The organism is Paraburkholderia fungorum (assembly GCF_046027605.1).
Lineage (GTDB): Bacteria > Pseudomonadota > Gammaproteobacteria > Burkholderiales > Burkholderiaceae > Paraburkholderia > Paraburkholderia fungorum_F.
Genome location: NZ_JAQQEF010000020.1, coordinates 140,730 through 154,429 on the forward strand (window position 1 = coordinate 140,730; position 13,700 = coordinate 154,429).

Genomic DNA, 13,700 nt, shown 5'->3' on the forward strand with positions numbered 1-13,700 from the left:
CACACAAGTTCGGCCAGTTTCGGACTTGAAACAGCGACGAGTACTGCCGCGACGCATTCGGGCGTAGATGGAGGATACTTCGTAGCAGCAAGCCAACGCGTCCAGCCAGGACTCTGCACATGAAGACACTTTCTCTACTGACTCTTTGCGCAGCGTTGTTCTCGTTCGGCGGTGCGGCGTACGCGCAAGTCGACCAATCGGAGCCTCTGCTTCTGATCAAGACCGCGACGCAACAGATACTCGACGAGGTGCGGACCCGAGCGATCGCGCCAGACGATATTCCTCGCATCATTGATATCGTAAACCGGGACATTATTCCCTACACCGATTTTCACCGCACCACGTCACTGGCGATGGGCCGTTACTGGCGGACGGCTACGCCCGCGCAGCAGCAGCAACTGGTCGAACAGTTCAAGATGCTCCTGATCCACACCTATTCGGGTGCTATCGGTCAGCTCCGTCCAGACCAACGGATCGACTACCCGCCGATACACATCGCTCCAACCGATACGGACGTGGTGGTGCGCACGGTTGCAACCAGGAACGGCGAACCAGCAGAGATCGACTACCGGCTGTACAGCACGCCGCAGGGCTGGCGGCTGTATGACCTGAATGTGCTCGGCGTCTGGCTAATCCAGACATATCGGCAGCAGTTCAGTGACAAGATCAAGGAAAGCGGTGTTGACGGTCTGATCCAGTTTCTTGCTGAGCGCAACCAGCAGCTCGCTTCCGGCAAGCAGTAAGTGACCGCTGGCTATGATGGCGGCGGACGCTTACCGGCCATGACCCGTCATTCGCCCGCAAATCGCTTGGACATTCAGATGTCGGCCGACTGCTGTCGGTCAGCTTCGGACTTGCGCGGACGATCGATCGAATGCCCTGCTCCCGCCTTTAGCGGACGCTCAACAAGCGACCACTTCTCGATGTTTCGACGAGCTCGACGAACTCATGTTGATAATGTTGTCCGCGCCGTTGACCTGCCGCTCGATTGGCGCGGCCACGTGATGTCAAGGTGTTGCGCGATCGGTAGGTTCGGCGTCCACACCACCAGGCCGACTGGAACTCTCACGGCTAGTTCACGCATGCACAGTTACATGTTCCAGTTCTTGCCTGGCACGGTCTGTAAAGAATGGGTCAGTCGGCACGCGCGAGCGGAGGCACCTCACACTTGCCTTTGAGTGCCTTGTCGTCCGGGCCATACAAACGCATCGCCAGATAGATCGGGCCGTCCGGAGCCGGCAGCCAGTTGCTTTCCATGTCCTTGCCTGGTGAGTCTTTCTGGATGTAGATGGTCCGCGAGCCGTCGGCGTTTTTCCGCAAACTGGGCAGCATCGTCGAATTGATCAGATAGCGCTTGATCGGATTGTGAACGAGCAGTTGGGTCGCGCCGTCGTACATCGTCACGGACCAGAAAGCGTTCGCCGGCGGTAACTCGCCAGCGGCAAACGTCAGGGTGTACTTGTGCTTGCTGCCGTCCAACAGCTCGCCGTCGGGCCGGGTGCGGGTCAGAGATGCCGGCACCGCCAGGTCGCTGACAACGACCACGCTCCAGTCCGACGTGTATGCGTTCATCTTCAGCCAGCAGGGCCTGATGGCCGGCCTTGGGCTGCAAGGCCAGAAGATCACGCGACTCAGAGGCTAGGTGTGACGACGCCGTTGGTCGCCAAGGTGGAACGGCAAGTATGGTCGAACAAGGCCGTTCGTGATCGTTAGGTTGAAGGGCGGTTGGGGGTCGCGTGCTGCCGATCGAAAGCTGGCGAGCCTGAGGCTATATATGCCGACCGCATGAGGCGGCACGCCGCCAGTTCCGGTCGCCTATCGTCTGCGGCCGAGCGGCCGCTGTCGAACTGGTCTGAGCCGGTCGCCAGTGGGCAGATAACGCCACAACGGGCCGGTGTGCTCCCGGCCCATTGTGGCGTTAGATACGCTCAGCATTGCTGAAAAACCGCGGAAGCGCCGTACCTTCGATTACGCTGCCTTGAGAAGTCCAAGTTGTTGCAGCGCCGTCACGCCGTCGTCCAGCCCGATCTCTTCGACGATCTTGCCACCATTGAGCCGTAGCACGGTCGTGCCAGTGAAGCGCATTGTCCGTCCGGTCGCGGCCGGCAACGATCCAATGAGGAAATCGCTGAATGCCGGACCGGTATGTGTACCTCCCCCCTCCCAACGGCCGACCACATAGTCCCCCTCGGCGATGAGATCAGCGGCACCCCAGAAGTTAAGGTCCGGGAATGCTTCGCGGAAATCGGTCATGAATGCCTTGATGTCATCGCGGCCACGACGCGGCTCGTGCAGCGAGTAGTGCAAAAACATGTCAGGCGCAGCAAGTTCGTCGACAATGTCGAGGTTGCAGGTCTTGCCCCAGAAATCGGTGAACCAGCGACCTACGATGGCCTTGTTGTCATCTTCTTTGGACATGGTGAATTCCTCATTGACTGTGGTTGAAGCAGAGAAGCAGGACCGCCTCTCTCTGTCTGAACAATATCGAGGCAAACAGTCAACGGCCCCCCGTTTCTTGCCGTGTTACTCGAAAACCCGCCGCGTAACTGCGGAGCATCAAGCGGGAGTGGTCAAGGACGACAAAACCACATGCGTTAAGCGTGATTTCCGTTCACAGAAATTAAATAGCAAGAAACGGAGTGTTTGTATCGAGTGGCTGCCATAGATTGATCATTCAATCCCGCAGTAGCCGAGATCGGCGCACGACGCAGGGCGCGATTGAACCTCGCCTATCGCGCACGCGCCCAGCACGTCAATCGTCTCATCTGCATCGCGTTCGCCAATCTTTCATTGATTGGAGTTTAACCATGCTGCCATTTCTTTCGCTTCACGCTCTCGCTGCCCAACGCGGTGACGGACTGCGCCCTGAACTTCTAGCTCTATTTGAACGCCATGCCGGATCAGAGACCGGTCTCGCTGCCACCATCGAACCAGACGAAACAGAGCCCCTTAACCAGGTGGTGGACGTCGTGTCCAAAGAGCCAGTGAAGTAGTGCGGGGCTGCCGCCAACTACCCGAAAGGTTTCCAGGAGCCCTTTGCTTTTCTGACGATGTAAATTCCTATGACTGACAAGGCTCACTTGATGATCGACCACCCCGACTATCTCGCTCTCGAGCATGGCGCTTTTATATTGCGTGAGTTTGCGCTGCGCTACGGGGAAGAACTGCAGCGCAGCCTAGCCGAGCTACGAAAATCGCCACTTAATCGGCCCTCTGTGACGCCGAGCGGACTGAGCATGTCCGGCGATTCCACAACATGCTTTCATCTGGGCTGCACGACAATCGAGCGAAGTAAAGATCATTCTCTGACCGACGTGCCGCGTGCGGCATTGCCAGAAGTATTGAGGAGTTAAGGGCGGGACGCCGCCGCTGCCGTGGGTTTCAATAACTTCTCCCCGGACGTCAGTCTGGACGATCACTCTTCGCCAGGTGCGCGCGTCTCTTTGCATCAGGAGATGAGCTGGTCAGAAGGTGGCGCGCCTAACGTTGGATTTGTATTGGGAATGGCTAGCGCATTTCTCTTCAAGGAGCACGAGGCTTCGGTGGATGCTCGCAGGATCAATCTTTGGCATGGCGATGTCATCATGTGGAGACCGGCGGGCACCGCTTGAGTCATTTGCACTTTCGACGTCAGCCTCCGACCGCGTTTGGTAGCGGCGCGGACGCGCGCAAACGGGGGCTGCGATGATATCGCAAGTGCGGTTGTGAATGACCGCTTGTAACCTGGAACCGACCACCCGAGCCACGTAGGACGGTCGTCCGTTGTGGGTCCGGCTACGGTCCTCGGCGCGACGTGCGGTTTGAGAGTTCAGGTGCGCGTCGGCATCGGGCAGAGTTCGGCCGTGTTCAGCCGATCGCCCGCTCACTCGGCCAGACATTCAAAAATCGCTTTCATGCTGCAAAGCTGCCAGTCGCTTCGCTCCGTGACCCGGAAGAGGCGTGCCGTTGAACCTCCGACTATGGGTTGTGTGCGCTTCCGTCGACAACAGTTGGTCTAGGCGGCTGGGCGAGTATTCGCATCGCTGCTGCAGCGAGCGTCTTCGATGACCTGCATGAGTGCCTCGCAGGAGAACGGCTTCTGCAAATAGACATCGAAGAGCCGGGCAATGTCTCCCTGACTGACAGCGTCTCCCGTCATTGAGACGAGGAAAACCGCGGAGCGAATCGGCGTTTCCCTCAGCGACCGTGCGACAGGACTGCCCTTTATGTCGGGCAGGTTCTCGTCAAGGAAAGTGATTTCAAAAGCGCCGGTACGAAGGAGCCTGAGCGCGGTTTCGCCATCGTAGGCCACAGCAGCATGGTGGCGATAGCAGTCCAGCAGGAAAGCGAGACTGTCCGCGACAGACTCATTGTCATCAGGCTTCGATCGGATTCCAAGCCTCGAGGACATCGTACAAACACGGGATACGTAGGCGGACTGCATGTGTCGCGATCTAACCCACAGCGCCAGACGGAGAGTTGGATCCGAGCCAACGGCCGCAGCGCGCACGTCTGTCTACCAATTCGCGCTGGTCGCCATTAAAAATCCAATATTTTCAACTAGTTGTGTGATCGCTTACCGTGGCGCCAGCGTTTTGGCACGCACTTTGCGTTGATCCTTATCGAGGAGTGGCGACACCCTCAAAACAAGCTCTGACACTCCTCACTGACTAGTTTACCCTTGGAGAATCGAAATGAACGCCCTGGTAATCAAAGACCTCCCCGTAGCCGTCGAGATGGATCGTACTGCAATGACCGCTGTCAGCGGCGGCAGGTTGCCGCAACAGATCGTGAACATCATCCAGGCCGTTTCCGACTATGCAAATGACGCTCCTGTCCAGCACAGTTTCACTGGCAGTGGGGTTTCTACGAAGTACTAACAGAAACCCGGTGATTTCGTAGGTCAAGGCCCCGCCAACAGGGGCCTCTTTGAATTCGCTTCCGATGACTTTATCTGCGCTGCCCCGATACCGACCGTTCCGCCTCAACGCGACGGGTTGTTGTGAGCGTGGGCATTCTTTCTGAGGGCATTACGACCGTTTTCTTGTTCACGATCGATGAGGACTAGGCTTCCAGTTCGTCACCAAGCGTGCTCAACTCTTCTCCTCGCAAAACAACGGACTCCCACGTGGACCGCGGACGCGAAACACCATGACGACGGAGGTGCCAGCACCTTGTTGGCTTAAGCCGCCGTCGGTGTGGCGACCGGCCAGCGGCGGCTAAGTCGAATAGTTGTTCCCGAAAATGCCACTTGAACGTACGGACCGGTCGGTTTTCTGCCAGTGAGAGCGCGCAGCGTGACTGGCCGTTGAGGGTCGGTTATCGTCCCCGGGTGGTCGGCGCAGACTGGGACTCCCTTCACTTGAAAGGAAATCGTCATGGAAGCGACTGCCGTTGTCAGCAGGGCACGTGTGCCCCTGAATAAAAGCAAGTTGACCGGGCAGAAGCCGCCGCTCAAACTGAAAGAGATCTGGGCGATCCGGATTCGTCTGCAACTGGCAGCAAGAACGCGCGATCTTGCGATGTTCAAGCTGGCCATCGACAGCAAGTTGGCCGGACAGTAACCGGGCGCTGTCCGGCCATCTACAGACGTTCGACCGCGCTCTCAGGCGGACATTTGAACGTCGGGTCCGCCCACGTACGGACCTTCCCGGACGATCGCACTCGTCGCGTCCTGGGCCGCTCCAGCTGGCTGTGATCTGGTTCGTGCCTGGTTCGAATCACTTGCCTTCGAAATCTGGACCAATTGGCGCTCTCGGCCGCAATGCTGCGCATGCGTCGCTTGTAAGAAAAATTATTTGTCGCGCAATGGAATAGTTGCGCGCGGGTTATGTTTACCTATGGGAGCCCAGCCTGGTCGCAGCCGGCCAGCAGTCCGAGCATGTGCTACCTCATCAATCACGAGATCGCTTTGATTCACACAACGATTCAACCCGCCTGGGTCCGCATCACACACTGGATTAATGCGCTCGCCGTCGTACTGATGGTCATGAGCGGCTGGCAGGTCTATGACGCCTCGCCGATCTTTCCAGCTTTACAGTTTCCTTCCGCCATCACATTGGGCGGCTGGCTCGGCGGGGCCTTGCAATGGCATTTCGCGATCATGTGGCTGCTGGTCGCGAATTTCCTCATCTACGTCGGGCTGAATCTGGCGTCCGGACGTCTGCGCCAGAAACTGATGCCGATCAGCTTCAAGTCGCTTGCAACCGATCTCGTCGCCGCGCTGCGTGGCAAGCTCGGGCACGAGGACCTCACACGCTACAACGCGGTACAGAAATTCGCCTATCTGGTCGTCATCGTCGATATTGCGCTCGTCATTCTGTCGGGACTGGCGATATGGAAGTCGGTGCAGTTCCCACTGCTGCGCACGCTAATGGGCGGGTACGACAATGCGCGTGTCGTGCATTTCGTTGCAATGAGCGTGCTGGTTGCGTTCTTCGTCGTGCATGTCGTCATGGTCGCACTGGTGCCGCGCTCGCTGCTTTTGATGCTTCGTGGACGGTAACCATGACTTTTCGAAACAGGGCACAGAAACCCGATACGTTTCTCTCGTCTCACGCCGAATCCATCATCAAGGATGCGCGCAACGAACTGAAAAATCCGGCACGCCGCCTGCTCGGAAAGCGGGTTCTCACGCTCGGCGGCATAGCGATGCTGTCCGGCTGCGATTTGTCCAATGACAAGTCCGTGAACACCATGCTGCGCAGAATGTCGTTCTTCAACGACGAGGTGCAGGCCCTGCTGTTCAACCCGAACGAGATGGCCCCGACCTATCCGGAGTCGATGATCACACGGCCGTTTCCGTTCAACGCGTTCTACGATATCGACGATGTGCCCGAAGTCGACGCCGCTACTTACCGGCTACAGGTGGGAGGCCTCGCGACTGGCAAACGCGTCTGGACGCTCGACGAGCTGCGCGCGTTGCCGCAGGAAAGCCAGATCACGCGCCATATCTGCATCGAAGGATGGAGTGCGATCGGCCGATGGGGCGGCGTGCGTTTCTCCAGTTTCCTGAAGCATTCGGGCGCGGACATCACGGCGAAGTACGTGTCACTGCACTGTGCGGACAACTACTGGACCAGTATCGACATGCCAACTGCGTTGCATGTTCAGACGCTGCTCACACTTACGTACGACGGCGAAGTGCTGCCGCCGAAATACGGTTTCCCAATGAAGCTGCGTATGCCGACCAAGCTCGGATACAAGAATCCGAAGCATATCGTCGCAATCAGTGTGACGAACGAATATCCCGGTGGTTACTGGGAGAACCAGGGCTATAACTGGTTCGGCGGTTCCTGATGTGCACTAGTCCACTCTCGAAACTCAACAGTCCTTTACGGAGCATCCATGTCTATCCGCTTGAAACTTGGCGTCACCCTCGCCACGCTGACTTTTGCCAGTGTCGTGCTCGCTCAGACGCCCGCCGCCAAACCGTCGCGCATCCGCGGCGAAATTGTCTCGCTCGACGGCGACGTCCTGAAGGTGCATCGTCGTAGCGGCGACACTGTGTCAATCGAGCTCAAATCGACCGTTGCCGTGTCTGCGGTCAAGGCCATGCAGCTTTCGGACATCAAGCCGGGCTCCTTCGTCGGCACCGCCGCAACGACGGGCACTGACGGAAAGTTGACGGCCACCGAAGTGGTCGTCTTCCCCGAATCCGCGCGCGGCTCGGGTGAAGGTCACTACGCATGGGACCTCGGTCCGAACAGCACGATGACGAATGCGAATGTCGACACGGTCGTTCAGGGTACTAGTGGCCGGAATCTGAAGCTGTCGTACAAAGGCGGCAACAATGAAGTGACCGTTCCGCCCAACGTACCCATCGTCACTTTCACGCCGGCCGCACGCACCGACCTGATCGCGGGCAAGAAAGTGTTTGTGGTCGCGACGGCCGCGTCGCAGGGTGCATTTGTCGCGCAGCGCGTGGTGGTCGAAAAGGATGGAGTCGCTCCGCCGATGTAGTCGACTGGCGATCGGATGGATGACCTGTCCGCTGCGGTAGCACGTGGTTCAACCTCCGCAGCGGGTCGATTTATGCATCCGCATCATCGCGCGTTCGTTGTTCCCTAAAGGAGAAAACTAAATGTCACGATCCATCTCGCAGTGCGCTTTCATGGTGTTCGGTGGCCTGGCCTTAGCAGGTACGCTGACCGTAGTGCAAGCGGCACCGGTCTCATTTGAAGTGCCGTTGACGGGCGCTCAACAGGTTCCGCCGGTGCAGACTCCAGGCAGCGGCAGCGCCGACCTCACGTATGACTCAGGCACGCGGGTCGTAACCTGGAACATCAGCTTCGGCGGATTGTCGAGTCAGGCCACGATGGCACATTTCCACGGGCCCGCCCCAGCCGGCAAAAACGCCGGCGTGAAGGTCTGGCTCTCTCAGAAAGGCAACATGGAGGTGACGAGCCCGATCAGCGGTCAGGCCACGTTATCCCCGGACGATGCCAAGATGTTCGAAGCCGGTGACATGTACATCAACGTTCACACCAAAAGCAATCCGAACGGCGAGATCCGCGGCCAGGTGGTGCCCCCGAAGAGCAACTGACGCGACCCCACTGAAGCGGCATCCTGAGATCAGGTTCCCGGCGAGCTCAGAGATAAGCCGCGAGCAGCATCACCACGGCGGCGCCGACGCCGAGCGGCAGCAGCGCCAGCAGCGCTGGCGTCTGCCGCGGCGCGTCGATGGAGGAGGGCAACAGCTTGTAGCCCGTTAGCATCGGACGCAGCAGGTTGTGCCCCTTCGCTACCGCGTAGATGGCGATCACGAGCACGTGCAGCGCCACTGCGGCGAGCAGCACGTCCCAAACAAGCCCGTGCAGGGTCGAGATCGCGTTGGCGAGCCACGCGGGCACGACTTCGCTCAACGGCCCTTCGTCGGCAATGTCGTTGTTGACGTAGAGCCCGCTCAGCGTCTCGACCAGCAGCAACGCGAGCAGCAGCAGGACCATCCAGCCGCCGGCCGCATTGTGGCCCACCTGCACATCCGGCTCGCGGCGAAACAGGTGGTGCAAATGTCGAAGTGCAGCCGCGGGCGACGCCACGAAACCGCGAAAGCGCGCGGTCTCACTGCCAAAGCAGCCCCACAGTAGCCTGAAAATAACCAGCGCGAGCAGCGTCTCGCCGACCCGGACGTGCCAGTCGATCCAGTTTAGTTTCAAGGTGACATACGCCGCCGTGACCAGCACGACCACCAACCAGTGAAACAGTCGCACCGGCGCGTCCCAGACCAGCACTGGGCGGCGGACAGGCTGTGTCGGCCGCGTGACAAGTTCGTGAGCATCCATGTGTCGCGTCTCCGTCCGCAAGCGGCTGGAAGATATAAAGGCCCGGGGTGAACACCACTCCGGAGAATAGCAACGCGGTGAAGCAATAGCCGATGATGTCCCGTACGCCAAGCTTCTCAATCGCGAGCGCCGCCAGCGCCCAGAGCGGTTGCATCATAATGGTCCAAGCCTCGCCCGAAAGCGATCGCCATCGCCGCCTTGCCCAGGTCCGCATGTAGCGCATGCGCGGATGGCATCGCGATCAGGAATCTACCAGCTCGTCCAACCGCGCGCCCGTCGTGGGTGGCGAAACGACCGATTTACTTTACTTCAGAGGCCGTTGAATTGCCGCCCGGTCGAAGGGCCCAATTGGGTCGAGAGTACGCATTCACTGGCGATGAGACCAGTCATTCGCGACCGCAAGGGTCCGATTGGTAGGAAAGCAACCTTCTGTAGTTGACTCATCAGGAGCGGCACCGGGAGGTCCGCAAAGGCCGATGCCCGGTTTGGTAGTGTCGGCCGGATGATGGGTATGCGCTGTCTGGCGGCCCGGACTAACTGCCAGGTGGCGGAGCGGGTCCCGTTGAGCTACCACGCATGGGAGCGCGATTCTGTCACAATAGCGCTCTGCCGTTTCGCTGCTGTACCGTCGGCAACGTCCCACAACTGACCTTCTCGTAAATGCGCATCTTCGGAATCAGCCTTTACGTCATCATCGCCCTGTTCTTTGCGGTGCATGCCGTGCGCTCCCAGCAGAACATGTACTGGCTGCTGATCCTGTTTCTTTTTCCTGGCCTTGGCAGTGCGGTCTACTTCTTTGTCATTTACTTGCCCTCCCTGCGCCAGTCGCGCGGGGCGAGGGCGGCAACGAGGGCCATCTCGCAGCTTGTCGATCCCAACCGAGCGGTGCGCGAGGCGCGCACGGATTTCGATCGCGCGCCGACCGTCGCGCATCGCATGCGGTTGGCTGCAGCGCTGCTCGATGCAGGAAATGCCGCCGAGGCACTGGAGCATTACCAGGCGGCGGCCAGCGGGCCGTTCTCATCCGATCCGGCTTTACTCCAAGGGCTGGCGCGTGCGCAGTTTGCCAACGGCAATGCTTCGGCCACGCAGGACGCGCTGGAAAGACTGTTCGCCGCCCATCCTCTCACCCGCCGGCAGCCGGAGCCCGCGTTGCTCTATGCACGGGCCTTGGAAGCGATTGGCGCGCCAGGCACACGCGCCGCGTTCGAGATTGCGCTCGCGAGCGCAAGCGACGCCGCACCGCGTTGCCTGTACGCCGATTGGCTAGCGATGCAGCCCGACGAGACCGACCGCCAGCGTGCGCGCGAACTTTACGCTGAGATTGTGCAGGATGGCAGGCATTGGCCACGCCACGCCCGCGAACATAACAGCGAGTGGCTGCAACGGGCCCAGGCCGCCCTGAGCCGATAATCCACGGGCGCCCGCTGCACAACGACAGACCTTTGGCTGCTGGGCCAGTCCGGGCCGAAGCCTGCCGAAGGCACCATTGAACCTGACGGATTCGAAACGACCGGTTCATACGGTCTGCGCGTACGCCGCTATTCGCGAGCGATGTGGATGACGCGCCGGCTTCGCGTATGGGAGCCCGATGAGGTTTCCCCGATTCCAGGGTTCCCATGCGCGAGACTGGCTGTTGATCGGCGGTGGCCGTACGCAAAGTTTTCTTCTTCCTGAGGCACTCGACGACTACGTAACGGACACCAACCCCCTTGCGGGCCGTCGATGTGTTTGTAAATGAACTGGATCTTCAGCAGCTAGGGCTCACGGAGCGCGCGTATGCGACTGAAGACAGGATCAGGTCATTCGCCGGAAGTTATAGGATGCGCCGAAGTATTATTGCTGGTGGCCGCCACTCGCCAGATAGCATTGCCCACGTCGTCCGCTACCAGCAACGCGCCGCGCGCATCCAGCGCAACGCCAACGGGCCGCCCCACCGCGTGGCCGTCCGGCGTCAGAAACCCGGTCAGAAAATCTTCGGGGACTCCAGTCGGTTTCCCATCGACAAACGGCACGAATACCACCTTGTATCCCGTGCGTGGTTTGCGGTTCCATGAGCCGTGCTGTCCGATGAAAGCCCCATTGCGGTAATGTGGTGGGAAGACAGTCCGGTCGTAAAAGACCAGCCCCAGCGACGCCGTGTGGTTGCCCAGAGCATAGTCCGGCGGGATGGCTGTCGCGACGAGCGCTGGACGTTGTGGCTTGACTCGCGTGTCAACGTGCTGGCCGTAATAGCTGTAGGGGAAACCATAGAAGGCGCCGTCTCTTACCGCTGTCATGTAATCCGGAACGAGGTTGTTACCGAGGTCGTCCCGCTCATTGACCGTCGTCCATAACGCACCGCTTTGCGGTTGCCAGGAAAGTCCGTTCGGATTGCGTAGTCCTGTCGCATAGGGGCGCAATTTACCGCTTTGCACGTCGAACTCAAGGATCCTTGCCCGGCCTTCTTCCGCTGCTATGCCATTTTCACCCGCGTTGCTGTTCGAACCCACCGAGATGTATAGATGCTTGCCCGAACGGTCCGCCAGAATGTTTTTGGTCCAGTGATGGTTGATCGGACCGGCCGGCAACCCGGCGACCTTGACTCCGGGGCTTTCGATCGACGTGGCGCCCGGCACATAGTCGAAACGCAGCAACGCATCAGTGTCGGCCACGTAGAGTTCATTGCCAATGAGAGCCATGCCGAACGGCGAATGCAGACCACGCAAAAACACTGTACACATCTGTGCGATGCCACTGCCATTCGCATCGCGTAGGAGCACGATGCGATCGGGGCTCGGCACACCCGCGCCCGCGCGCTTCATGACCTGTCGTCGGATCCAGCCGGATAGGCCACTTCCTGAGTCGTGTTCACGAGGCGCATCGCTTTCCGCCACCAGCACGTCACCGTTGGGTAGTGTGTAAAGCCAGCGCGGATGCGCCAGACCGCTGGCGAATTCGGTAACCGCGAAACCGGCAGGAGCGTTTGGCATAAAGCCGTCGGGGCGCCCCTGAACGGGCGCGATGTTGACCATTGGGATCAAGGCCGATTCGTGCGCCGGGAGGGCCGGCGACGCACCGAACGCAGTATCGGCTGGACCGGACGGCCCCAGTGCGCATGCTGCTAACGACAAAACCGATACCACAACCAGATGTTTGAAGCGGCGCATATTCCTTCCCGTCACTGAACGTGAGTAATGCATATCTGATTGATCAGCAAGAAGCCTGCCTGTGAAACGGCATGCCTTTCAGCCGACTATCTGAAGAGTTCGCACGGTGTTTCGTGCCTATGGCTGCATGCGGCCGATCATGTCTTCATGGCCACAGCCCTGTTTGACGGCGAACCTCTAAGTAGGAGCATTCGGTGCGGAGCATCAGTTTTCCTTAAGGTGCGGTTGTTAGCATTCTTTAAGATTCACACCGATCATATGCCGGCAGTTTATCTAGCTGTCACGGGTCGCTCGCATGATCGAATACAGCGATAGACTAGATAAACGGGGGATCGGACGTGGTCAAAGTCAACGTAAGTCCGCGACCGGCATATGACGCCACTGCGCGCGAACGACCTGATCTGGCCGTATGTCGTGAACAACTACCTTAGGGGCGGCGCGCCGCAGGCGTTCGACCTGCTCTAGTGGAACGCCGACGGCACCCATCTGCCCGGCCCGATGTACGCCTGGTACCTGCGCAACATGTATCTGGAAAACAATCTGTGCAAGCCGGGCCGCCTCTCGATGTGCGGCACGCAGGTGGAGCTCGGCAGCATCGACATGCCGAGCTATATCTTCGGCACGCAAGAAGATCACATCGTGCCGTGGAAGGGCGCGTACCGTTCGACGCAACTCGTTGGAGGTGACACGCAGTTCGTGCTCGGCGCGAGCGGGCACATCGCGGGCGTGATCAATCCGGCGTCGAAGAACAGGCGCAGCTACTGGAGCGATGGCACGCTCGGCGACGATCCGCAGGCGTGGCTGGCGTCGGCGAAATCGCAGCCCGGGAGCTGGTGGACGCACTGGAACAACTGGCTGCAGGCGCATGCGGGCAAGCAGGTCGCAGCGCCGAAGAAGCCGGGCAACGCGAAGTACCAGCCGATCGAGCCTGCGCCTGGGCGTTATGTGAAAAAACATCCCCCGGAAGTCATGGGCGCCTGAGCGGCGCTGAGCGCTTCAAACCTCGACGACGGACGTCCAAAAGTGCAACTCATCGCGCGCTGCGGCCGACGGTTAGCTCGCTCGCCAGGGGGGCATCGATACACATCGTTTTTTGATTCGTAGACAAAGTCGGCCTTGGTGAAGAGACCTTTCTTCCGCGAGGCGGAGGTGAGTGGCGTGGGAACGTACGCACTGATGTCGTTCAGATCGCATACCCGTATCTCCGGGCCGCTGAAGTAACCCCGATCCGCAACAACCTTCAGCTTCGATCTGCCCATTGCTTCCTTCGCAGAGACTGCCATTCTGT

At 59.5% G+C, this 13,700-nt stretch carries 13 protein-coding genes and 4 pseudogenes; 10 read left to right on the forward strand and 7 right to left on the reverse strand.

Annotated elements, in window-relative coordinates:
- Positions 1–119 precede the first annotated feature (119 nt).
- Positions 120–743: an MlaC/ttg2D family ABC transporter substrate-binding protein gene (locus tag PQR53_RS28075; RefSeq protein WP_408461334.1), complete on the forward strand. Its 624-nt coding sequence runs from the start codon at positions 120–122 to the stop codon at positions 741–743.
- A 391-nt stretch (positions 744–1,134) separates the two neighbouring features.
- On the opposite strand, the gene PQR53_RS28080 is transcribed toward PQR53_RS28075, so the two are convergent.
- Both PQR53_RS28080 and PQR53_RS28085 read right to left on the reverse strand, forming a co-directional pair.
- The gene (locus PQR53_RS28080) at positions 1,135–1,572 is read right to left on the reverse strand and encodes a DUF1214 domain-containing protein (RefSeq protein WP_408461337.1); all 438 of its coding nucleotides are present in this window, start codon (positions 1,570–1,572) and stop codon (positions 1,135–1,137) included.
- A 396-nt stretch (positions 1,573–1,968) separates the two neighbouring features.
- Positions 1,969–2,418, reverse strand: a complete 450-nt coding sequence (locus PQR53_RS28085) for an ester cyclase (protein ID WP_408461340.1) — start codon at positions 2,416–2,418, stop codon at positions 1,969–1,971.
- A gap of 644 nt (positions 2,419–3,062) precedes the next feature.
- On the opposite strand from PQR53_RS28085, the gene PQR53_RS28090 reads away from it, so the two are divergent.
- The gene (locus PQR53_RS28090; RefSeq protein WP_408461343.1) at positions 3,063–3,353 is read left to right on the forward strand and encodes a 2OG-Fe(II) oxygenase family protein; all 291 of its coding nucleotides are present in this window, start codon (positions 3,063–3,065) and stop codon (positions 3,351–3,353) included.
- A gap of 641 nt (positions 3,354–3,994) precedes the next feature.
- On the opposite strand, the gene PQR53_RS28095 is transcribed toward PQR53_RS28090, so the two are convergent.
- The gene (locus PQR53_RS28095) at positions 3,995–4,390 is read right to left on the reverse strand and encodes a response regulator (RefSeq protein WP_408461346.1); all 396 of its coding nucleotides are present in this window, start codon (positions 4,388–4,390) and stop codon (positions 3,995–3,997) included.
- Positions 4,391–4,673: 283 nt separating this feature from the next.
- Between PQR53_RS28095 and PQR53_RS28100 the strand changes: the two genes are divergently transcribed.
- The 6 genes and pseudogenes from PQR53_RS28100 (at position 4,674) to PQR53_RS28125 (ending at position 8,524) form a co-directional block, all read left to right on the forward strand.
- On the forward strand, positions 4,674–4,859 hold the full coding sequence (locus tag PQR53_RS28100; protein WP_408461349.1) for a hypothetical protein: 186 nt from the start codon (positions 4,674–4,676) through the stop codon (positions 4,857–4,859).
- Positions 4,860–5,357: 498 nt separating this feature from the next.
- Positions 5,358–5,531: pseudogene (locus PQR53_RS28105) on the forward strand (integrase); the annotation flags it as partial.
- Between the two features lie 329 nt (positions 5,532–5,860).
- Positions 5,861–6,484 (forward strand): cytochrome b/b6 domain-containing protein, encoded by a 624-nt coding sequence (locus PQR53_RS28110; protein ID WP_408461351.1) that lies wholly within the window; start codon positions 5,861–5,863, stop codon positions 6,482–6,484.
- Positions 6,485–6,486: 2 nt separating this feature from the next.
- Positions 6,487–7,278, forward strand: coding sequence for a molybdopterin-dependent oxidoreductase (locus PQR53_RS28115; protein WP_408461354.1), 792 nt, complete (start codon positions 6,487–6,489; stop codon positions 7,276–7,278).
- 48 nt (positions 7,279–7,326) lie between these two features.
- Complete coding sequence (locus PQR53_RS28120) at positions 7,327–7,941, forward strand: hypothetical protein (RefSeq protein WP_408461357.1); 615 nt, start codon at positions 7,327–7,329, stop codon at positions 7,939–7,941.
- Positions 7,942–8,062: 121 nt separating this feature from the next.
- Positions 8,063–8,524: a CHRD domain-containing protein gene (locus PQR53_RS28125; RefSeq protein ID WP_408461360.1), complete on the forward strand. Its 462-nt coding sequence runs from the start codon at positions 8,063–8,065 to the stop codon at positions 8,522–8,524.
- A 46-nt stretch (positions 8,525–8,570) separates the two neighbouring features.
- Here the strand turns inward: PQR53_RS28125 and PQR53_RS28130 are convergent, their stop codons facing one another.
- Both PQR53_RS28130 and PQR53_RS28135 read right to left on the reverse strand, forming a co-directional pair.
- A complete protein-coding gene (locus PQR53_RS28130; RefSeq protein WP_408461363.1) occupies positions 8,571–9,263 on the reverse strand; it encodes a cytochrome b/b6 domain-containing protein in 693 nt (230 codons plus the stop codon).
- A 28-nt stretch (positions 9,264–9,291) separates the two neighbouring features.
- A pseudogene (locus tag PQR53_RS28135) lies at positions 9,292–9,499 on the reverse strand (TIGR00366 family protein); the annotation flags it as partial.
- A 424-nt stretch (positions 9,500–9,923) separates the two neighbouring features.
- Between PQR53_RS28135 and PQR53_RS28140 the strand changes: the two are divergent.
- Positions 9,924–10,676, forward strand: coding sequence for a hypothetical protein (locus PQR53_RS28140; RefSeq protein WP_408461366.1), 753 nt, complete (start codon positions 9,924–9,926; stop codon positions 10,674–10,676).
- Positions 10,677–11,065: 389 nt separating this feature from the next.
- Here the strand turns inward: PQR53_RS28140 and PQR53_RS28145 are convergent, their stop codons facing one another.
- Positions 11,066–12,412: a PQQ-dependent sugar dehydrogenase gene (locus PQR53_RS28145; protein ID WP_408461369.1), complete on the reverse strand. Its 1,347-nt coding sequence runs from the start codon at positions 12,410–12,412 to the stop codon at positions 11,066–11,068.
- A gap of 381 nt (positions 12,413–12,793) precedes the next feature.
- Here PQR53_RS28145 and PQR53_RS28150 point away from each other — a divergent pair.
- Positions 12,794–13,393 (forward strand): annotated as a pseudogene (locus tag PQR53_RS28150) (alpha/beta fold hydrolase); the annotation flags it as partial.
- 65 nt (positions 13,394–13,458) lie between these two features.
- Here PQR53_RS28150 and PQR53_RS28155 read toward each other — a convergent pair.
- Positions 13,459–13,700 (reverse strand): annotated as a pseudogene (locus tag PQR53_RS28155) (IS5/IS1182 family transposase); the annotation flags it as partial.